The organism is Mesorhizobium sp. P170090 (assembly GCF_057786115.1).
Map to the genome: position 1 here is coordinate 6,220,437 of NZ_JBYNWH010000001.1, position 18,749 is coordinate 6,239,185.

General features: G+C 64.6%; 20 protein-coding genes. 10 read left to right on the plus strand and 10 right to left on the minus strand.

From position 1 onward, the window contains the following. Window positions 1-7 precede the first annotated feature (7 nt). From kdpC to AC3EML_RS30020, 3 genes are all read left to right on the plus strand, one after another. Entirely contained in the window at window positions 8-574 is a 567-nt protein-coding gene (gene kdpC / locus AC3EML_RS30010; protein WP_023686547.1) for a potassium-transporting ATPase subunit KdpC, read from the plus strand. 67 nt (window positions 575-641) lie between these two features. Beyond that, window positions 642-3,374 carry a DUF4118 domain-containing protein gene (locus AC3EML_RS30015; protein ID WP_352521575.1) on the plus strand — a complete coding sequence of 911 codons (2,733 nt, stop codon included), beginning with the start codon at window positions 642-644 and terminating at the stop codon, window positions 3,372-3,374. Beyond that, window positions 3,371-4,063 (plus strand): response regulator transcription factor, encoded by a 693-nt coding sequence (locus AC3EML_RS30020; RefSeq protein ID WP_023683092.1) that lies wholly within the window; start codon window positions 3,371-3,373, stop codon window positions 4,061-4,063. The genes AC3EML_RS30015 and AC3EML_RS30020 overlap by 4 nt, the downstream gene beginning before the upstream one ends. 15 nt (window positions 4,064-4,078) lie before the next feature. On the opposite strand, the gene AC3EML_RS30025 is transcribed toward AC3EML_RS30020, so the two are convergent. Continuing rightward, the gene (locus AC3EML_RS30025) at window positions 4,079-4,669 is read right to left on the minus strand and encodes an invasion associated locus B family protein (protein ID WP_031243995.1); all 591 of its coding nucleotides are present in this window, start codon (window positions 4,667-4,669) and stop codon (window positions 4,079-4,081) included. A gap of 247 nt (window positions 4,670-4,916) precedes the next feature. Between AC3EML_RS30025 and AC3EML_RS30030 the strand changes: the two genes are divergently transcribed. Both AC3EML_RS30030 and AC3EML_RS30035 read left to right on the plus strand, forming a co-directional pair. Beyond that, a complete protein-coding gene (locus AC3EML_RS30030) occupies window positions 4,917-5,189 on the plus strand; it encodes a hypothetical protein (protein ID WP_023669716.1) in 273 nt (90 codons plus the stop codon). Window positions 5,190-5,309: 120 nt separating this feature from the next. Then, on the plus strand, window positions 5,310-5,786 hold the full coding sequence (locus AC3EML_RS30035) for an NUDIX hydrolase (RefSeq protein ID WP_023700082.1): 477 nt from the start codon (window positions 5,310-5,312) through the stop codon (window positions 5,784-5,786). 6 nt (window positions 5,787-5,792) lie between these two features. Here AC3EML_RS30035 and AC3EML_RS30040 read toward each other — a convergent pair whose 3' ends face one another. From AC3EML_RS30040 to AC3EML_RS30060, 5 genes are all read right to left on the minus strand, one after another. Beyond that, window positions 5,793-6,653 carry a citryl-CoA lyase gene (locus AC3EML_RS30040; protein ID WP_032905047.1) on the minus strand — a complete coding sequence of 287 codons (861 nt, stop codon included), beginning with the start codon at window positions 6,651-6,653 and terminating at the stop codon, window positions 5,793-5,795. After that, complete coding sequence (locus AC3EML_RS30045; protein ID WP_352521576.1) at window positions 6,650-7,828, minus strand: CaiB/BaiF CoA transferase family protein; 1,179 nt, start codon at window positions 7,826-7,828, stop codon at window positions 6,650-6,652. Before AC3EML_RS30045 ends, AC3EML_RS30040 begins: the two co-directional genes overlap by 4 nt. A gap of 15 nt (window positions 7,829-7,843) precedes the next feature. Continuing rightward, window positions 7,844-9,367: a tripartite tricarboxylate transporter permease gene (locus AC3EML_RS30050; protein WP_023686551.1), complete on the minus strand. Its 1,524-nt coding sequence runs from the start codon at window positions 9,365-9,367 to the stop codon at window positions 7,844-7,846. A 4-nt stretch (window positions 9,368-9,371) separates the two neighbouring features. Beyond that, a complete protein-coding gene (locus AC3EML_RS30055) occupies window positions 9,372-9,908 on the minus strand; it encodes a tripartite tricarboxylate transporter TctB family protein (protein ID WP_023700086.1) in 537 nt (178 codons plus the stop codon). Between the two features lie 125 nt (window positions 9,909-10,033). After that, the gene (locus AC3EML_RS30060) at window positions 10,034-11,011 is read right to left on the minus strand and encodes a Bug family tripartite tricarboxylate transporter substrate binding protein (RefSeq protein ID WP_023726470.1); all 978 of its coding nucleotides are present in this window, start codon (window positions 11,009-11,011) and stop codon (window positions 10,034-10,036) included. A gap of 206 nt (window positions 11,012-11,217) precedes the next feature. Between AC3EML_RS30060 and AC3EML_RS30065 the strand changes: the two genes are divergently transcribed. Next, window positions 11,218-11,991, plus strand: coding sequence for an IclR family transcriptional regulator (locus tag AC3EML_RS30065; RefSeq protein WP_023683085.1), 774 nt, complete (start codon window positions 11,218-11,220; stop codon window positions 11,989-11,991). Here the strand turns inward: AC3EML_RS30065 and AC3EML_RS30070 are convergent. The 3 genes from AC3EML_RS30070 to AC3EML_RS30080 all read right to left on the minus strand — a co-directional run bounded on the left by AC3EML_RS30070 (window position 11,978) and on the right by AC3EML_RS30080 (window position 14,111). After that, window positions 11,978-13,078 (minus strand): OmpA family protein, encoded by a 1,101-nt coding sequence (locus AC3EML_RS30070; RefSeq protein WP_352521577.1) that lies wholly within the window; start codon window positions 13,076-13,078, stop codon window positions 11,978-11,980. The genes AC3EML_RS30065 and AC3EML_RS30070 overlap by 14 nt on opposite strands. Window positions 13,079-13,198: 120 nt before the next feature. Further along, a complete protein-coding gene (locus tag AC3EML_RS30075; RefSeq protein WP_023726468.1) occupies window positions 13,199-13,738 on the minus strand; it encodes a GNAT family N-acetyltransferase in 540 nt (179 codons plus the stop codon). Window positions 13,739-13,880: 142 nt separating this feature from the next. Further along, window positions 13,881-14,111 carry a YdeI/OmpD-associated family protein gene (locus AC3EML_RS30080; protein WP_023669726.1) on the minus strand — a complete coding sequence of 77 codons (231 nt, stop codon included), beginning with the start codon at window positions 14,109-14,111 and terminating at the stop codon, window positions 13,881-13,883. A 141-nt stretch (window positions 14,112-14,252) separates the two neighbouring features. Here AC3EML_RS30080 and AC3EML_RS30085 point away from each other — a divergent pair, with 141 nt between their 5' ends. From AC3EML_RS30085 to AC3EML_RS30100, 4 genes are all read left to right on the plus strand, one after another. Next, on the plus strand, window positions 14,253-14,708 hold the full coding sequence (locus tag AC3EML_RS30085; RefSeq protein ID WP_352521578.1) for a DUF2214 family protein: 456 nt from the start codon (window positions 14,253-14,255) through the stop codon (window positions 14,706-14,708). A gap of 178 nt (window positions 14,709-14,886) precedes the next feature. Next, on the plus strand, window positions 14,887-15,864 hold the full coding sequence (locus AC3EML_RS30090) for a tripartite tricarboxylate transporter substrate-binding protein (RefSeq protein ID WP_023744097.1): 978 nt from the start codon (window positions 14,887-14,889) through the stop codon (window positions 15,862-15,864). Window positions 15,865-15,962: 98 nt separating this feature from the next. Continuing rightward, window positions 15,963-16,436, plus strand: a complete 474-nt coding sequence (locus AC3EML_RS30095) for a tripartite tricarboxylate transporter TctB family protein (protein ID WP_023740843.1) — start codon at window positions 15,963-15,965, stop codon at window positions 16,434-16,436. A gap of 9 nt (window positions 16,437-16,445) precedes the next feature. Then, entirely contained in the window at window positions 16,446-17,954 is a 1,509-nt protein-coding gene (locus AC3EML_RS30100) for a tripartite tricarboxylate transporter permease (RefSeq protein ID WP_023683079.1), read from the plus strand. Here the strand turns inward: AC3EML_RS30100 and nth are convergent. Beyond that, a complete protein-coding gene (gene nth / locus AC3EML_RS30105; RefSeq protein WP_023683078.1) occupies window positions 17,914-18,747 on the minus strand; it encodes an endonuclease III in 834 nt (277 codons plus the stop codon). The genes AC3EML_RS30100 and nth overlap by 41 nt on opposite strands. Window positions 18,748-18,749 lie beyond the last annotated feature (2 nt).

Below are 18,749 nucleotides of genomic sequence, written 5' to 3' on the forward strand. Positions count from 1 at the left end.
TACGTCCATGCTCACTCAGATAAGACCCGCTGTTATCATGATCGTCTTTTTCACCGTTTTGACCGGCCTGATCTATCCCCTGGGCATGACCGGCATCGCCCAGGCGCTGTTTCCGCACCAGGCCAATGGCAGCTTGATCGAGAAAAACGGCACGGTCATCGGCTCCGAACTGATCGGCCAGGGCTTTGCCGACGACAAGTATTTCCATGGCCGCCCCTCGGCTGCCGGCGACGGATACAACGCCGCAGCGTCCAGCGGCTCCAATCTCGGTCCAACCAACCCCAAGCTGATCGACCGCATCAAGGCCGACGCCGAAAAGCTGAAGGCGGAGAACCCGAACCAGCCGGTGCCGATGGATCTGGTGACGACGTCCGGCAGCGGCCTCGACCCCGCCATCAGCCCGGACGCCGCCTATTTCCAGGTCGCTCGGGTGGCCAAGGCCAGGGGCTTCGACGAAGCCAAGGTCAAGGCGCTTGTCGACAGCCATGTCGAAGGCCGCGAACTCGGCTTCCTCGGCGAGCCGGTCGTCAATGTGCTGGCGCTCAACCTGGCACTGGACGATACCAAGCAGTGAGAGACAATCTCTGAAGCCAGGGGCCAGGGATCGACACGATCCTCGGCGCCGTTCATGATCGAGCCTGATGCCGGACGCCAGAAGCAACTATACCAGACCCTCTCCGGACGCGCTGCTCGAGCATGCGGAACGGGAAGAGCGCGGCCGCCTGCGGATATTTCTGGGTGCTGCACCCGGTGTCGGCAAGACCTACGAAATGCTGATGGCCGGCCGCGCCATGCTTGCCGACGGCATCGACGTGGTCATCGGCATCGTCGAAACCCACGGCCGCAAGGAAACCCTGGCGCTGGTCCAAGGCTACGAGGTCATCCCGCGCCAGAAGGTCGACTACAGAGGCCGCGTGCTGGACGAGATGGACATCGATGCCATTCTCGCCCGCCGGCCGGCGCTGGTGCTCGTCGACGAACTCGCCCACACCAATGCGCCAGGCAGCCGCCACCCCAAGCGCTATCTCGACGTCCAGGAAATCCTGACGCGCGGCATCGATGTCTACACCACGCTCAACATCCAGCATGTCGAGAGCCTGAATGACGTGGTGGCGCAGATCACCCGGGTCAGGGTGCGCGAAACGGTCCCGGACTCCATCATCGACCAGGCCGATGACATCGAGATCATCGACCTCACGCCCGACGACCTGATCAAGCGGCTGAAAGAGGGCAAGGTCTATTTCCCCAACACTGCCCAGCGCGCAGTCGAAAACTATTTCTCGCCGGGCAATCTGACCGCGCTTCGGGAATTGGCGCTGCGCCGCACCGCCCAGCGCGTCGACGAGCAGTTGCTCAACCACATGCAGTCGCACGCGATTCCCGGCCCTTGGGCGGCGGGCGAAAGGGTGCTCGTCTGCGTCGATGCGCGTCCGGGCGGAGCGTCTCGTGTCCGCTATGCGCGCCGGCTGGCCGACCGGCTGCGCGCACCGTGGACGGCGCTGCATGTCGACACGCCGCGTTCGGCCGCCATGTCGGAGGAAGACAAGGACCGGCTGGCCACACTGTTGCGCCTGGCCGAGCAGCTCGGCGCCGAGGTGACGACCATTCCGGGCCAGAACGTCGCCCAGGACATCGTCCGCCACGCCATGGCCAACAACTTCACCCATATCGTCGTCGGCAGGCCGACCCGCTCGCGCTGGCGCGAACTGATCGAGGGTTCGCTCACCTACGATCTGATCCGCAATGCCGGCGATATCAGCGTCCATGTCATTTCAGGAACGGAGCGCGACAACGAGGCCACGTCGAGGGTCAAGGCGGCGGCCGAGCAGACGCCATTTCAAATCTGGCCTTATCTTTTCTCGACCGTCTATGTCGCCGGCGCGCTTGCCGTCAGCGCCGTCCTCGATCAGTTCCTCGACGTTCGCAACCTTGCCAGCGTGCTGCTGCTGGCGGTGCTGACATCGGCAGTGACCTTTGGCCTGTGGCCGGCGCTGTACGCCTGTTTCCTCAGCGCCATTGCCTTCAACTTCTTCTTTCTCGAGCCGCGCTACACGATGACGATCCGCGATCCGGAGAGCATCGTTGCCTTCGCCGTCTTCCTCGTCGTTGCCGTCATCGCCAGCAATCTGACGGCGCGTGTGCAGCGTCAGGCAGCCGCCGCCCGTTCACGCGCCCGGGCCACCGAGGACATCTACCTCTTTTCAAAGAAGCTCGCCGGCGCCGGCACGCTCGACGACGTTTTGTGGGCCACAGCCTTCCAGATCGCCTCGATGCTGAAGCTGCGCGTGGTGCTGCTTTTGCCGGAAGAAGGCACGATCACCGTCAAGGCCGGTTATCCCCCCGATGACACGCTGGCCGAGGCCGACATAGCGGCTGCACGCTGGGCTTGGGAACACAACCGGGCTGCCGGCCGTGGCGCCGATACCCTGCCCGGGGCAAAACGCCTCTACCTCCCCTTGCGCACCGCACGCGCGGCCGTCGGCGTCGTCGGCCTCGACAATGACAAGCAGGGGCCGCTGTTGACGCCCGAGCAACAGCGCCTGCTCGACGCGCTGGCCGATCAGGCGGCGGTTGCCATCGAGCGCATCCAGTTGGTCGCCGATGTCGATCGCGCGAGGCTGGCGGCCGAGGCCGACCGCTTGCGCTCGGCACTGCTGACGTCGATCTCGCATGATCTGAAGACGCCGCTCGCGGCCATCATGGGCGCGGCCGGCACGCTCAGGGAATTTGCGCCGGCACTGCCCGAGAACGATCGGGCCGAGCTGCTGACCACCGTGCTCGACGAGTCCGAACGGCTGAACCGCTTCATCGCCAATCTGCTCGACATGACCAAGATTGAATCGGGCGCCATGGAACCGAATTTCGCCCTGCACTATGTCGGCGATGTCGTGGGCTCGGCCTTGCAGCGGGCACGCAAGATCACTGCCGGGCACAAGACCGAGGTTGATATTCCGGCCGACCTGCCGATGCTGAAGCTCGATCCGGTGCTGTTCGAGCAGGTGCTGTTCAATCTGTTCGACAATGCCGCGAAATACGCGCCACCGGGATCGACAATCCGGCTGCAGGGCTGGGCCGACAATGGCTCCGTCGTGCTGCAGATCATGGATGAGGGACCGGGCATTCCGCCCGCCGACCTGGAGCGCGTCTTCGACAGCTTTTACCGGGTGCGCAAGCGCGATCAGGTCCAGGCCGGCACCGGGCTCGGCCTGTCGATCTGCCGGGGCTTCATCGAGGCGATGGGCGGCACGATCATGGCGGCGAACCGCAGCGATCGCCAAGGCGCGGTCTTCACCATCCGCATGCCGAAGCCGGCACGATCGCCCGGCCTGGACGAACGGAACGCGGACGGGCAAAACTCTGGTGATCCGGCATGACAAATTCCAACGTCAGCATACTGGTCGTCGACGACGAGCCGCCGATCCGCAAACTGCTGCGCGTCGGCCTCGGCAGCCAGGGTTATGCGGTCAGCGAAGCGCCCAACGCCAACGCTGCGATCGAACTCGTCGATGCACAAAAGCCGGATCTGATCCTGCTCGACCTCGGCCTGCCCGGCATGGGTGGCCTCGATCTCCTGCGCAAATGGCGCGACGACGGCCTCGACGTGCCCGTGGTCATCCTGTCCAGCCGCACCGATGAAGCCGGCATCGTCGCGGCGCTCGAACTCGGCGCTGACGACTACATCACCAAGCCGTTCGGCATGAACGAGCTGGTCGCCCGCATCCGCGTCGCGCTGCGCCACAAATTCCAGCAGCATGGCGAAAAGCCGGTGTTCCACACCGGCGATCTCAGCGTCGACCTGGTCAAGCGCATCGTCAAGGTCGAAGGCAAGGAGATAAAGCTCTCCCCCAAGGAATACGACATATTGCGTATTATGGTGCAGCATGCCGGCAAGGTGCTGACCCACCATTTCCTTCTGAAGCAGGTGTGGGGCGATTCGACCGACGTGCAGTATCTCAGGGTCTATGTCCGCCAGCTCCGGCAGAAGATCGAAAAGTCGCCCGACCAGCCGCGCTACATCACCACCGAAACCGGGGTGGGGTACCGGCTACGCGAGGTTGAGTGACCGCGCGCTCGCTGCTCAGTCGACCGACAATTCCGCCGTCCGTGCCAGTGCGCCGCCGAAGCCGTTGAGCGGGATGGTGAAACTCACCGCTTGACCGGTGTCGGCCGCGAAGGCGTCGATCTTCAGCGTGGTGGCTGCCTTGAGCAGCGGCGTCACGCTGGCATCGAACGCCACCGGCACCAGGCAGCCGACGGCCTGGCAGGTGTTGAACGGCAAGCTGCCTTCCAGCTTCTGGTCGTCGATGGTCAGGCTGACTCCTTTGGCGAGCGCCAGGCCGAACGGCAGCGCCAGCGTTCCGGCGGCATCCTCGCCGCTCTTGCTCGACAGCTCGATCGCCAGCAGGCGCTGGTTGGACTGCTTGTTGAACTGCTGATGCGACAGGCTGCAAACCTTGGCCGTGCCGGTTACCTGGCAATTGACCGTCCAGTCGCCATGTGTCTCGGACAGCGCCGAGGCGCCGCCAGGCAATGTCGGGCCGGCAGCAGGGGCGGGCGCTGCGGCGGCAGGCGCCGCCTTGTCGGTCTTGGTTTGCGCCGCGACTGCCACCGGGCCAAGAATACAGATGCTGCCCAGTAGCGCCGCGAAATATACTTGCCTGCTTTTCATCGATATGCTCCCGATTGTGCCTCGAGTCAGCCGCGATTGAGCCCGAGATCCGCGCCCGATAGAGCGGTCAATCGATCTTTTCTGTCAAGTGCGGCAGGCCGCATCCTCAGGGATTTCGCCTACCCGTGGCAGATCGGCCAATGGCAGACCTGCCCATGGCAGATCGAGACGAACGCCCTATATAGAGAGGAGGTTATATCTGTACGGGAATGAACTGATGTCGACGCTTCGCCTATCGACAGTTCTCATGTCGGCAATGCTGGCGGCGGCAACGCTCGCCGGCATCATGCAATCTGCTGCGGCTCAGTCCGTCAATCCCAGCGCCAACCGGCTGATCCAGCAGAACCAGCTGCAGCAATTGCGCAACAGCCTGCAGCGGCAGCAGTTCCAGCAACAGCAGCAGCAATATCGCGAGCAGGACCGTCGGATCGTGCCGCAGCCGCGCCCCGAAGTGCCCGTCGTCCGGCAAGCTTGTCCGATTCAGATCGTCAACAACCAGATTGTGCGTGTTTGCCGTTGATATCGGTCGCCTGCGATTTACTTAGTCGACTTATTTACTAAAGATGCTCATTGCCTCGCGGGCATATCAGGGGTTTGCAGGCGGCGTGCGGCTGTGCGCCCGCCCACCGGATTTCAGCACATGGCGACGACTAAGAAAAAGGCGGTACGCAAGGCAAGGCGAGGCGAACACATTCGCCAGGTCGCCGCCATTCCCTTTCGCCTGGACGTTTCAGGCAATTTCGAAGTGATGCTGGTGACGTCGCGAGCGACGAAGCGCTTTATCGTGCCCAAGGGCTGGCCGATGAAAGGAAAGAGCGGGCGCAAGGCCGCCACCATCGAGGCGCGCGAAGAAGCCGGCGTGCTCGGCAAGACCCGCAAGGCGCCGGCCGGCAGCTATTCCTACTGGAAACGGCTGGAGCACAATTTCGTGCGTGTCGACGTCGTCGTGTATCTGTTGGAGGTTTCCGAGGAACTGGCCAACTGGCAGGAGGCCAAGAGCCGCCAGCGGGCCTGGCTCAAGCCGCAGGACGCGGCGTTGCTCATCGATGAGCCGGATCTCTCGACGCTGATGGCCAACCTGGCGCCGCCTCAGCCTGCGGTGCCAGACCCGACCTGACCAACCTCACTTGCCCTCGTCCCCTTCAGCGGGACCCTGGTCCCCTGGAAATGGCCGCAGCGGCGTGCCCGTATAGGCCCACAGCCATTCGCGCGGCAGCGGCCCTTTGTTGCGCTCGCTTTGCTGCGACTGTTCCCATGCATGCGCCAGGATGCCGACCGAGCGCGAGAGCACGAACAGGCCGCGCGTCAACGGCGGCGGAAAGCCGAGCTCGCCATAGATGACGGCGGTGGCGCCGTCGATGTTGAGCGGTATTTTCTTCCCCTTGCGGCGCGCGACCTCCGCCTCGACGGCCTCGGCGATGTCGGCAAAGCGTCCGCTGACGACGCCGCGCGCGGCAAATTCGCGCGTAACTGCGATCAGGCGCGGCGCGCGCGGATCGACCGGGTGGAAGCGATGGCCGAAGCCCGGCACATAGCCTTTTTCCTCGGCGAAGAAACGGTCGAGCCGTGCGGCTACGGCTTGGTCCAGCGCAACACCCTGGTCAAGTGCCACGGCAATGTCGCCATAGAAGGACAGCGCCTGTTCGCCGGCGCCGCCATGCACGTCACCCAGCACGTTGACGGCGGACGCCATGGCGCTGTTGATGCCGACGCCGCAGGTGATGGCCATGCGGGCAATGGCGATCGACGGCGCCTGCGGCCCGTGGTCGACGGCCGCCCCCAGCGCAATGCCGAGCAGCGCCGCCTGCTCCTCGCTCGGCAATTCGCCGCGCAGCATCAGCCAGATCGTGGCCGGAAAGCTGACGCGGCCGATCAGCTCCTGGATTTCATAGCCGCGCAGCCGGATGATGCCGGGGCTCATCTCGATGATGCCGGTCTGCCACCATTCCTCGCCGCGTTCGCGGCCGGTTTTTCTCTCGCTCACGCGCTTCTCCTGGCGCGCGGCGGCAGGGTGGAAAAAACCTCGTCCATATGCTCGCCCAGCACAGGCGGCGGCAGGACCGGCAAGGGTGCCGCGCCATCGACCATGAAGCCGCCGCGCACCACGGTCAGCGGCTGCGCCATGCCGGGCAGACCCTGGAAACGCGTGGTCATGTCGCGCTCGACCACCTGGCGCTCGCCAAGCACCTGCGGGATCGTCAGCACCCGGCCCGCCGGAACGCCGGCGCGGTTGAACTTTTCTTCCCAGGCAGCCGCCGAGGCGCTCGCAAGCGCTGTCTCGATTAGCCCTTTCAAGGAGGCGCGGTTCTGCTTGCGCGTCTCGCGCTCGGCAAAGCGCGGATCGTCGGCCAGTTCCGGCTGGCCGATCAGCCGGCAAAGCGTGACGAACTGCTCCTGCTTGTTGGCGGCGATGTTGAGCAGGCCGTCGCCGGTGCGAAACGCGCCGGAGGGCGCAGCCGTCATGTTCTCATTGCCCATCGGCTGCGGCTCGACACCGGCGGTCAGATAGTTGGACACCGGCCAGCCCAGCGCCGACAGCGTGCATTCCAGCATCGAGACATCGAGAAACGCGCCCTCGCCCGAGGTCTTCTGCTTGACCAGCGCCGCGGCGATGGCGAAGGCCCCGACCAGCCCGCCCAGCGTGTCGGCGACGGGATAGCCGACCCGCAAGGGTGCTGTCTCCGGCGTGCCGGTGATGCTCATGATACCGGACAGCCCCTGGATGATCTGGTCGTAGGCCGGATTGTCGCGCATCGGCCCGCTCTGGCCGAAACCGGATATGGCGCAATGGACGAGACCGGGGCGGACCGCTTTCAGCACCTCATAGCCGAGACCCAGCCGCCCCATCACGCCCGGTCGAAAATTCTCGACCAGCGCGTCGGCCGAGGCGACGAGATCGAGGAAGCGTTCGCGGTCGGCTTCGCTTTTGAGATCCAGCACCACCGATCGCTTGCCGGCATTCTGCGCCAGGAACGACGCGCCCATCCCCGCCTCGTTGAGCGCCGGCGAGGCGCCGAGCTGGCGCGCCAGATCGCCGCCTTGCGGCGTCTCGACCTTGATGACATCGGCGCCGAGCAGCGCCAGCTGGTAGGCACAATAAGGGCCCGCCAGCACATTGGTCAGGTCGAGAATGCGGATGCCGGCAAGCAGATCGGTCATGATGCTCCAGGTCGCTCAGGCATCGCCCGGCACATGCTCGGGTCCGCGCCGGCGCCGATGCTCGATGAAGGCCCAGATATGCGGACCGGCGAGCCCGATGAAGGCAAGGATCAGCAGCACCAGCGACAGCTTGTGGGTGTAGAACACCGACCAGTCGCCGTTCGAGATCGTCATCGCCCGGCGGAACTGCGTTTCGGCAAGCGGCCCCAGGATCATGCCGATGATGACCGGCGCGGTCGGGAAATCGAAGCGCCGCATCAGGAAGCCGGCGGCCCCCAGGAGATAGAGGATGACGAGGTCGATCGGCGATTGCGAGATGCCGTAGGTGCCGACGGTGGCGAACACCAGGATGCCGGCATAGAGCTGCGGCGCCGGGATTTTCAACAGCCGTACCCACAGCCCGATCAGCGGCAGGTTGAGAACGACCAGGATGACGTTGGCGATGAACAGGCTGGCGATCAGGCCCCAGACCAGATCGGCCTGCGTCGTCAACAGCAGCGGTCCCGGATTGATGCCGTAGCTCTGGAAGGCCGACAGCATGATTGCGGCGGTCGCCGAGGTCGGCAGGCCAAGGGTGAGCATCGGCACCAGCACGCCGGCGGCAGACGCATTGTTGGCGGCTTCCGGTCCGGCAACGCCCTCGATGGCGCCGACCGTGCCGAACTCCTCCTTGTGCTTCGACAGCTTCTTTTCGATGGCGTAGGACAGGAAGGTCGGGATCTCGGCGCCTCCGGCAGGCATCGCGCCGATCGGGAAGCCGATGAAAGCGCCGCGCAGCCATGGCTTCCACGAGCGCCCCCATTCGGCCGCGGTCATGTAGAGCGAGCCCTTGAGCGGCACGATCTCGTCCTTGCCGGCATAGCGGCGCGAGGCCATGTAGAGCGTCTCGCCGACGGCAAACAGGCCGACCGCGGCAATGATGACATCGACGCCATCGAGCAGTTCGTTCATGCCGAAGGTGAAGCGCGGCTGTCCCGTCTGCAGGTCGACGCCAATCATGCCGATGACGAAACCGATGAACAGGCTGGTGAGGCCGCGCACGGAGGACGAGCCGAGCACCGCCGAAACCGTGATGAAGGCGAGCACCATCAGCGAGAAATATTCGGCCGGCCCGAAGGCCAGCGCGAACTTCACCACCACCGGCGCCAGGAAGGCGACGCCCATCGTGCCGATGGTGCCGGCGACGAAGGAGCCGATCGCCGAGGTCGCCAGTGCCGCGCCGCCGCGACCCGAGCGGGCCATCCTGTTGCCTTCCAGCGCGGTGACGATGGTGGCGCTTTCGCCCGGCGTGTTGAGCAGGATCGAGGTCGTCGAGCCGCCATACATGGCGCCGTAATAGATGCCGGCGAACAGGATGAAGGAAGCCTCCGGCGCCACCTGGTAGGTGATCGGCAGCAGCAGCGCGATGGTCAGCGCCGGCCCGAGACCGGGCAGCACGCCGATGGCGGTGCCGAGCGTGGTGCCGACCAGGCACCACAGCAGGTTCATCGGCGAGAAAGCGACGGAAAATCCGTGGGCGAGATGGCCGAGCGTCTCCATGGCGTCAGCCCCTCACAGTGGCGATGATCGCGTCGATCACCGTGTTCAGCTGGTTTTCGATGAAGCCGGCGCCAATGTTGACGCCGAGCGCCCTGGCAAAGCCGAAATAGGCGGCAAGCGCCAGGATCAGGCCGGTCAGCGCATCGCGCAGCGTGTGCTTGCTGCCGAAGCCATAACAGACGAGCACGAACATGATGACCGAGGCGGCGGTGAAGCCGAGCGGCTGGATCAGCACCAGATTGGCGACCAGGCCGGCAACGACGATGCCCATGGCCTTCCAGTCGGTCGGCGTTTCCTTTTCCTCCTGCGGCTGCCAGCCGCCGCGCAACGCGGCGACGATGAGCAGCAGCGAAAGCACGATCATGCCTGTCATGGTGATGTAGGGGAAGACGGTCGGCCCGACCTTGGAATAGAGCGGCGAAACCGGGATCGCCAGGGTCTGCCACGCCACGGCCGCGGCACAGGCGAGAAGCCCGATGCCGATCAACAATTCGGGCATGGCAAGGCGCGGGGGCGCCGGCTGCTGGTCGCTGGTGCTCATCGATGTCCTCCCGAGATGGCCGGCATCCTCCCGCCGGCCGCATCCGCAGTTTCACTCCCAGCGCATGATATGTCCATGCCGCAGGCTAATGTCGGAAGGGGCGGCCGTGGCCGCCCCTGAAGACATCAGGCGAGGCCGAGATCCTTGAGGATCGCGGTGATGCGGGCGGTGTCGTCGACGAGGAATTTCGCATAATCGTCGCCGGTCAGAAGGATGGGGGTCCAGTTGCGGTTCTTGCATTCGGCTGCCCAGGCATCGCTCTTGGCCATGGTCTCGATCATCGTGACCATCGCCGCCTTGTCGGCGTCGGAGACGCCTGGCGGTGCGAATACGCCGCGCCAGTTGAACAGTTCGACGTCGATGCCGGCTTCCTTCATCGTCGGTGCGTCGATGCCGTCCTGGCGCTTGTCGGCGGAGATCGCCAACAGCCGAAGCGCGCCCGCCTTGACCTGCTCGGAGAACTCGCCGAAGCCGGAAATGCCGGCCGCCACCTGGTTGCCGAGCAGCGCCGACAGCGCCTCGCCGCCGCCGGCGAAAGGCACATAGGAGAGGTTGGTTGCCGGAACGCCGACCGTCTTGGCGATCAGCCCGAACAGGATGTGGTCGGAGCCACCGGCCGAGCCGCCGGCCACCGGAACCTTGGTCGGATCCGCTTTGAGCGCGGCGACGAAATCGCCGGCCGTCTTGAACGGCGAATCCGCCGGCACCACCAGCGCCTCGAACTCGCCGGTGAGGCGAGCGATGGGCGTCACTTCGGAGAGGTTGTTGGCCGATTTGTTGGCGATGATGGCGCCGACCATGACCATGCCGGCCACCATCAGCGAATTGCCCTTGCCCTTCCACTGGCTGATGAACTGCGGCAGGCCGACAGTACCGCCGGCGCCGCCGACATTGGTGATCTGCGAGCCGGAGATCAGTTTTTCACTGCGCAGCACCTGGTCGATGGTGCGCCCCGTCTGGTCCCAGCCGCCGCCGGGCGCGGCCGGCACGAAGATCTGGATCTGCGGTGCATCCTGACCGAGGGCGGGCGTCAAATGCGTTGCAACGAATCCGGCAGCGCCTGCGGCCGCGGTGCTCATCAAAAATCTGCGTCTGTTCAGCATGGGATTCCTCCAAATCACGACACCTCCTCCGGTGCCTGCCAGAAACGTAGCCTGAAAACAGACCCGCTCGGCAAAAATTCATGCCGATTTCGGTACGTTCTGTCAACAGGAACGCTGTTCTACTAGACAGAACCATGGATGTGCGGCACAATCGCTTCGGCCGGCCTTTGTCCGAGCAGGTAAACTGGAATGAAACTGTTCGTGAGATGACCGAAGCGCGATCCCAGCCGTTGCCGGCCGATGGTGTTGCCGCGCTCGACCGCGCGATCGCCATTCTCGACGCGTTCGCGACCGCCGACCGCTCGCTCAGCCTGGCCGAGATCGCGGCGCGCACCGGGCTCTACAAAAGCACCATTTTGAGGCTGGCGAACTCATTGCTGCGCGGGCAGTTGCTGGAGCGGCTCGACGATGGCCGCTACCGCATCGGACCCGCCACCTTTCGGCTTGGCGCGCTTTACCAGCGCTCGGTCGTGGCGGTCGACATCCTGCTGCCGATCATGCGTGATCTTGCCGAACGCAGTTGGGAAAGCGTGGCGTTCTATGTCCGCTCGGGCGACGCCCGCACCTGTCTCTACCGCGTCGAATCCAAGCATCCTATCCGCTACACGATCCGGGAAGGCGACCTGCTGCCGTTGCTCACCGGCTCGGGCGGCCGCGTGCTGGCAGCGTTTTCAGGCCAGCCGGGCGAACCATACGAGACCATCCGCAAGGCCTGCCACTATCTGTCGATCGGCGACCGCGACCCTGAGACGGCGGGCGTCTCGGTGCCGGTGTTCGGACCGGGCCGCGTTCTGCTCGGCGCCTTGACGCTCGCCGGCCCGTCGACACGCGTCGATACGGCGTTCCTGCGCCGCATGACACCGGACCTGCTGGAGGCCGCCGCTCGCGCCACCCGCGCCTTCGGCGAGGATGCCTCGATGCTGGAGCAGGCAGCGCGCCTAGCCGGCGCTGAAACCGTGATCGGCCTCAGTTCGCCTTGACCAGCACCACGCGGCGGTTCTTGGCGCGGCCGGTTTCGTCATCATTGCTGGCGACAGGCGCCATCATGCCGGCGCCGGCGGCGGTCAGCCGGCCGCCATCGATGCCGTATTTCGAGACCAGCGCCGCCTTTACCGACTGCGCCCGCCGCGACGACAGATCGATATTGTAGTCGAAGGCGCCCTGGTTGTCGGTATGACCGACGACGATCACCGCCATGCCGGGCTCGTTGGTCAGAAGCGTCGAGATCTCCTTCAGCGTCGGTTCCGATTCCGGCTTGATGTCGGCCTTGTCGGTGTCGAAGAAGATGCCGTAGAGCGAGATGGAGCCGGTGGCCGACAGCGATTCCGCCATCTTGGCCGCTTCGACCACCACCATCTTCTTGTCGCGCGCCTTGGGCTCCAGCACCTGAACGACGGCGATGGTGCGGCCGTTGAGTTCCTTGCAGTAGAGGTCGTCGATCAGCGAATAGGCCTGAACCGTGACATAGGCGTCGCCGCCATCCTGCGGCACCTTGGCAGCGAAGAAGCGCTGGTCGTTGATACCGGTGGTTACCGCACAGGCGCCATTGGAAAAGGCCGCGTCCTTGACGTCGCTTTCATGGAAGAAATACATCATCAGGCTCATGTCGCCGCCGCCACCGCTCGACGACCGGTCGGCGGCGCCGCCGCACTCTTCCTTCTTGCATTCGAACAGGACTTCGCCGCCGGCGGCCGCGATCACATCCTGGTAGTTGCGCAGCACTTCGAGCGGGGAGCGCTCGGCCGGCAGCACATAGACGATGCGGGTCAGCGCGCCTTCGACCTCGGCCTTCTTGTCCGGCGCGAACACACGGTTGTTCATCGTGTCACGGGCATTCGGATCGGCGCTCGGCTTCAGCGGCGACAGCGGCACTGTAAAATCGGTATAGGCGAATTTTTCGTAGGAGACGATGAACGACCCCTCATAGCGCTTGGCCAGATGATTGTCGGCACCGCCCTCGATGTCGGCGGTCGGCACCGTCGCATCGGCGCCCGCCAGTTGCACGGCCGCCAGGAGCAGCAGCCCCGCCCAGAAAAGCTTCAGAAATATCGCATTGATCGCACGCATGGTCGGCTCCCCCAAAGAGCAATTCCAGGAAAAGTGTGAGCGGTTTTCCCACAGGAATTGCGTAGCTAGATTAGAATAGCCAACCCTAGCAGAACGTGGAAATTGCGTCGATGAAGCGCTTCACACCCGCCGTTCGAGCAGGATCGTCGGCCCATCGTGATAAGTGGTTTCCAGGACCTTGGTGTAGCCGCACTTTGCCGCGACGTTCAACGAGCCGGTGTTTTCCGGATCGATGATGCAGACGGTTCTCGCGCCGGCAAAGGTTTCGTCGCCCCAGGCCAGGGCCCTTCTGACGACTTCGCTGGCAAGACCCTTGCCATGCGCTTGCGGCGCCAGCGCCCAGCCGGCTTCCGGAATGCCCTCGAGCGACGGCTCGATGTCGCGCTTCAGATCGTGGAATCCGGCCTCGCCGATGAAGCGACCGCTGGCCTTGTCCTCGACCGCCCAGAAGCCGTAGCCAAGCAGCGACCACAGGCCGGCATGCCGCAGGAACCGCATCCAGCTTTCCTCCCGCGTCCGCGGCTTGCCGCCGATGAAACGGGTGGTGACGGGGTCGGCCCACATGACAGCATAGTTGTCGAAGTCTTCGATCCGGTGCGCCCGCATGATGGTCCGTTCCGTTTCGAGAACCGGGACGCCGGCTGTTTTTGGACTGCCCATGAAACTCTGCCTCCGTTGACGGTCAGCGCTTAGCAAACCAGCGCGCCCGGACAAGGGCCAAGCCGGATCATCATTCAGCCAGGGAAGCTTCCGAACGGCCTGGCGCGACCAGGCGGTCGAAGCGAACAGCGTCGGCTTACTTTCAGCCGTGCCAGACCATCTTCATGTAGAGCCCACCGCGCCGCAATTCGTCCAGCATCTGGTCGAGCCGCTTCTGCCTGGTGTCGCTGCGTTTGGCGCGGGCGACCCAGCCGAGATAATCGTTCTTCTGGTAGTCCGGCCGCGCCTCGTAGGCCGCTGTCAGTCCTTTTTCGGTCAGGGCGATGCGGATGTCGTCCGGCATCGGGTACAGGGCGCGCTTCAGTCCGGTCATTTCAGAAAACCCCAGCTGTCAGGATGGCGACGCCGATGGTCCAACCCAGATCCCCCTCTGGGAATTCTGCCGAACGATGCTACCTTTCCCAACCGGTCCGGCAAGGGCCGGTCTCGATACCGCCAATGGGAGGAGAACGCCATGGACACCACCGATCTCGTGCTTGCCATTTTCCATCATCTGCTGGTGTTCTCGCTGGCCGGCATCATTGGCGCCGAATTTGTCCTGATCCGCGGCGACCTCTCCGCCGCCACGCTGAAGCGGCTTGCCGGCATCGACCGCCACTACGGCATCCTCGCGATGTCGATCATCATCGTCGGCATCGGCCGCGTCGTCTACGGCCTGAAGGGCTGGAAGTTCTATGTCTACAACTGGGTGTTTTGGACCAAGATGGCGGCATTCGGCATCGTTGGCCTGCTGTCGATCATCCCGACCATCCGCTTCATCTCCTGGAACCGGCAAGCCAGTGCAAATCCCGGCTTTCAGGTGCCGGTTGCGGAACTCGCCTCGGTGAAGACCTATGTGCGCGCCGAAGCCTTCATCTTCCTGCTGATCCCGATCTTCGCGGCGGCGATGGCGCGCGGCTACGATTATTGAAGCAACGCCAACACCAAACCCATCTCCTCCGGGCATACTCCCCACTGATCGCCATGGTTGCGCACGACTGTATTTTGCAGTTTGCGTCAGGCGACAATCTGTTAGCTTGCCTTTGTTGCACCCTCGCTGCCTGACCTGCACAGCGATCGGAGATTGATATCCTGGGAGGAGAATTACGATGAGGAAAATTGTAGCCGCCCTGGCCGCCGCCGCGGCCGTCACGCTTTATTCGTTCACCGCCAGCGCACAGACCTATCCCGAGCGCACCATCACCGTCGTCGTGCCGTTTGCGGCCGGCGGTCCGACCGACACGGTCACGCGGCTCGTCGCCGAAGCCATGTCGAAGGATCTCGGCCAGCAGATCATCGTCGAAAATGTCGGCGGCGCCGGCGGCACGCTGGGCGCCGGCCGCGTCGCCAACGCCGACCCGGATGGCTACACGCTGCTCCTCCATCACATCGGCATGGCGACCAGCGCGACCCTCTACAGGAAACTCGCCTACGACACGCTGAACGCCTTCGAGTATGTCGGCCTCGTCACCGAGGTGCCGATGGCGATCGTCGCCCGCAAGGACCTTGAGCCGGTCGACCTGAAAGGGCTGGTCGAATACGCCAAGACCAACAAGGACACCATCACCGTCGCCAACGCCGGCATCGGCGCTGCCTCGCATCTGTGCGGCATGCTGTTCATGAGCGCCATCGGCACGCCGCTGGTCACCGTGCCCTACAAGGGCACCGGCCCGGCCATGACCGACCTTCTCGGCGGCCAGGTCGACATTATGTGCGACCAGACCACCAACACCACCAAGCAGATCCAGGGCGGCACGATCAAGGCCTATGCCGTCACCACGCCGGAACGCCTCGACGTGCTGAAGGACGTGCCGACGACCATCGAAGCCGGCCTGCCCGCGGTGCAGGTCGGCATCTGGCACGGCCTCTATGCGCCGAAGGGCACGCCGGCCGAGATCACCGGCCGACTGTCGAAATCGCTCCAGGTCGCACTGAAGGACCCCAACGTCATCGCCCGCTTCGCCGAACTCGGCACCAAGCCGTCGTCCGAGGCCGACGCGACGCCGGCAGCGCTGAAGGCCAAGCTGGAAGGCGAGATCACGCGCTGGAAGCCGATCATCGAAGCCGCCGGCCAATACGCCGACTGAGGCTTGAACGGGGCGCTGCCGGCGCCCCGTTTTCGCTTCGACGTCCGTTTTCACATTTGCAACGGCAAGCCCGTTGCAAGGGTCAGGGGAGGACCGCCATGAAACCTTTCGCCATCGACAGGACAAACGGCCTGTGCGCCGCGCTGTTCATCTTTTTCGGCGCCTTTTTCGCGATACAATCGCTCGGCCTCGAAATCGGCACCGCCTTTCGCATGGGACCGGGCTATTTCCCGCTGGTGCTGGCGATCGTGCTGATCGTGCTCGGCGCCATCATCCTCGTCCAGGCGGTGCGCGTCGAGGGCGAGCCGATCGGCCCCATTGCGTGGCGCGGCATGCTGTTGATCCTGCCGGCGCCGATCTTTTTCGGCATGACCGTGCGCGGCCTCGGCTTCGTCCCGTCGATCTTCCTGACGGCGTTGATCGCCTCTTTTGCCAGCGCCCGCATGAAGCCGCTGACGGCACTTCTGCTGTCGGCCGGCCTGACGCTGTTTTCGGTGCTGGTCTTCAGCTACGCGCTCGGGCTGCCATTCCAGCGCTTCGGCCCCTGGTTGCCCCAATGGCTGGCATTGTGAGGCGCTGAGATGGACCTCCTCAGGAACCTCGAACTCGGCTTTTCGACGGCCACCACGCCGGCAAATCTCGGTTTCTGCCTGATCGGCGTCCTGCTCGGCACGCTGATCGGCGTCCTGCCCGGCATCGGCGCCACCGCAACCATCGCCATGCTGTTGCCGATCACCTTCCAGATCGGCGACCCGGTCTCGTCCCTCATCATGCTGGCCGGCATCTACTACGGCGCCCAGTATGGCGGTTCGACCACCGCCATTCTCATCAACATGCCCGGCGAATCCTCCTCGGCCGTGACCGCCATCGACGGCTACCAGATGGCCAGGAACGGTCGCGCCGGGGCGGCTCTGGCGATCGCCGCGATCGGCTCGTTCTTCGCCGGCACGGTGTCGACCTTCCTCGTCGCCGTCTTTGCCCCGCCGCTGACGGCAATAGCCCTGCAATTCGGCGCGGCCGAATATTTTTCGCTGATGATCGTCGGCCTCGTCTCGTCCATCGCGCTCGCCCACGGCTCGATCGTCAAGGCGCTGGCGATGGTCGTGCTCGGCCTGCTGCTCGGCATTGTCGGCACCGACATCTACACCGGCACGCCGCGCTTCACGCTCGGCATCCGCGAATATGCCGACGGGCTGAACTTCGTCGCGGTGGCGGTCGGCGTCTTCGGCGTTGCCGAGATCCTGCGCAATCTCGAAAACGAGCACGAGCGCTCGGTGATGATCAAAAAGGTCTCCGGCCTGATGCCGACCCGCGACGACTTCAAGGCGATGGCCGCGCCCATCGTGCGCGGCACGATCATTGGTTCGGCGCTCGGCATCCTGCCCGGCGGCGGCGCGGTGCTTGCGGCCTTTGCCTCCTACACGGTCGAAAAGCGCGTGTCGAAACACCCGGAGGAGTTCGGCAAGGGCGCCATCGCCGGCGTCGCCGGACCGGAATCGGCCAACAATGCCGGCGCCCAGACCTCCTTCATTCCGATGCTGACGCTGGGCATTCCGGCCAATCCGGTCATGGCGCTGATGATCGGCGCCATGATCATCCAGGGCATCGTGCCCGGCCCCAATGTCGCGATCGAGCAGCCGGCGCTGTTCTGGGGCATCATCGCCTCGATGTGGATCGGCAATCTGATGCTGATCGTGCTGAACCTGCCGCTGATCGGGCTGTGGGTGAAGCTGCTGACGATCCCCTATTATGTGCTCTTCCCGATCATCATGGCGTTCTGCTCGATCGGCGTTTACAGCGTCAACACCAACGCCTTCGATCTCTACGCGGTCGCATTCTTCGGCCTGCTCGGCTACATCCTGACCAAGCTGCGCTGCGAACCCGCACCCCTGCTGCTCGGCTTCGTGCTCGGCCCGCTGCTCGAGGAAAACCTGCGCCGCGCCATGATCCTGTCGCGCGGCGACCCCTCGACCTTCGTGACGCGGCCGATCAGCGCCGGCCTGCTGCTCGTCGCACTGGCCGTGCTCGTCGTCGTCTTCCTGCCGTCGGTCAAGAAGAAGCGCGAAGAGGTGTTCGTGGAGGAAAGCTAGTTGTCGGGACGCCGGGCGCCGCGATTTCCACCAGCGGCGCCGGCACGTCGGTTGTCTTCACCTCGGCCTTGCAGAGATCGGCAATGACGCAGGCCGGGCAATCGGGCTTGCGCGCCTTGCAGACATAGCGGCCATGCAGGATCAGCCAGTGATGCGCATGGCGCATATACTCGTCCGGGATGATCCGCAGCAGCCCTTGCTCGACCTGTTCGGGCGTCTTGCCTGGCGCCAGGCCGAGGCGGTTGCCGATGCGGAAAATATGGGTGTCGACCGCCATCGTGTGCTGGCCGAACGCCATGTTGAGCACGACATTGGCGGTCTTGCGCCCGACCCCCGGCAGCTTGACCAACTCATCGCGCTCGCTGGGCACCTCGCCGCCGTAATCGCGTATCAGCGCCTCCGAGAGCGCCACGACATTCTTGGCCTTGTTGCGCCAGAGTCCGATGGTGCGGATGTACTCGCCGACCCTGGCTCCGCCCAGCGCCAGCATCTTTTCAGGTGTGTCGGCGACCTTGAACAACGCCCGCGTCGCCTTGTTGACGCCGGCATCGGTCGCCTGCGCCGACAGCACCACGGCCACCAGCAGCGTGAAGGCGTTGACGTGCTCGAGCTCGCCCTTCGGCTCGGGCCGCTGCACCGAAAACCGCCGGAAGATCTCATGCACCTCGGCGGCGCTGTAGAGCGAACGGAGCCGCGCCGGCCGCGGTCGCGGCTTGGCATTCGAGCCGTCGCGCCGCCCGGGCGGCAGTTCACTTTTGGATAGGGAAAGATTTTTGGACTTGGGGCTGGCCATTT

Bases quoted from the DNA above. Each gene is read 5' to 3' on its own strand.
- AC3EML_RS30030 (WP_023669716.1), top strand. From the start codon at position 4,917: ATGTCGGCAATGCTGGCGGCGGCAACGCTCGCCGGCATCATGCAATCT.
- AC3EML_RS30045 (WP_352521576.1), bottom strand. From the start codon at position 7,828: ATGACCGATCTGCTTGCCGGCATCCGCATTCTCGACCTGACCAATGTG.
- AC3EML_RS30035 (WP_023700082.1), top strand. From the start codon at position 5,310: ATGGCGACGACTAAGAAAAAGGCGGTACGCAAGGCAAGGCGAGGCGAA.
- AC3EML_RS30100 (WP_023683079.1), top strand. From the start codon at position 16,446: ATGGACCTCCTCAGGAACCTCGAACTCGGCTTTTCGACGGCCACCACG.
- AC3EML_RS30015 (WP_352521575.1), top strand. From the start codon at position 642: ATGCCGGACGCCAGAAGCAACTATACCAGACCCTCTCCGGACGCGCTG.
- nth (WP_023683078.1), bottom strand. From the start codon at position 18,747: ATGGCCAGCCCCAAGTCCAAAAATCTTTCCCTATCCAAAAGTGAACTG.
- AC3EML_RS30080 (WP_023669726.1), bottom strand. From the start codon at position 14,111: ATGACCGGACTGAAGCGCGCCCTGTACCCGATGCCGGACGACATCCGC.
- AC3EML_RS30095 (WP_023740843.1), top strand. From the start codon at position 15,963: ATGAAACCTTTCGCCATCGACAGGACAAACGGCCTGTGCGCCGCGCTG.
- AC3EML_RS30070 (WP_352521577.1), bottom strand. From the start codon at position 13,078: ATGCGTGCGATCAATGCGATATTTCTGAAGCTTTTCTGGGCGGGGCTG.
- AC3EML_RS30020 (WP_023683092.1), top strand. From the start codon at position 3,371: ATGACAAATTCCAACGTCAGCATACTGGTCGTCGACGACGAGCCGCCG.
- AC3EML_RS30055 (WP_023700086.1), bottom strand. From the start codon at position 9,908: ATGAGCACCAGCGACCAGCAGCCGGCGCCCCCGCGCCTTGCCATGCCC.
- AC3EML_RS30075 (WP_023726468.1), bottom strand. From the start codon at position 13,738: ATGGGCAGTCCAAAAACAGCCGGCGTCCCGGTTCTCGAAACGGAACGG.
- AC3EML_RS30065 (WP_023683085.1), top strand. From the start codon at position 11,218: ATGACCGAAGCGCGATCCCAGCCGTTGCCGGCCGATGGTGTTGCCGCG.
- AC3EML_RS30025 (WP_031243995.1), bottom strand. From the start codon at position 4,669: ATGAAAAGCAGGCAAGTATATTTCGCGGCGCTACTGGGCAGCATCTGT.
- AC3EML_RS30085 (WP_352521578.1), top strand. From the start codon at position 14,253: ATGGACACCACCGATCTCGTGCTTGCCATTTTCCATCATCTGCTGGTG.
- kdpC (WP_023686547.1), top strand. From the start codon at position 8: ATGCTCACTCAGATAAGACCCGCTGTTATCATGATCGTCTTTTTCACC.
- AC3EML_RS30060 (WP_023726470.1), bottom strand. From the start codon at position 11,011: ATGCTGAACAGACGCAGATTTTTGATGAGCACCGCGGCCGCAGGCGCT.
- AC3EML_RS30050 (WP_023686551.1), bottom strand. From the start codon at position 9,367: ATGGAGACGCTCGGCCATCTCGCCCACGGATTTTCCGTCGCTTTCTCG.
- AC3EML_RS30090 (WP_023744097.1), top strand. From the start codon at position 14,887: ATGAGGAAAATTGTAGCCGCCCTGGCCGCCGCCGCGGCCGTCACGCTT.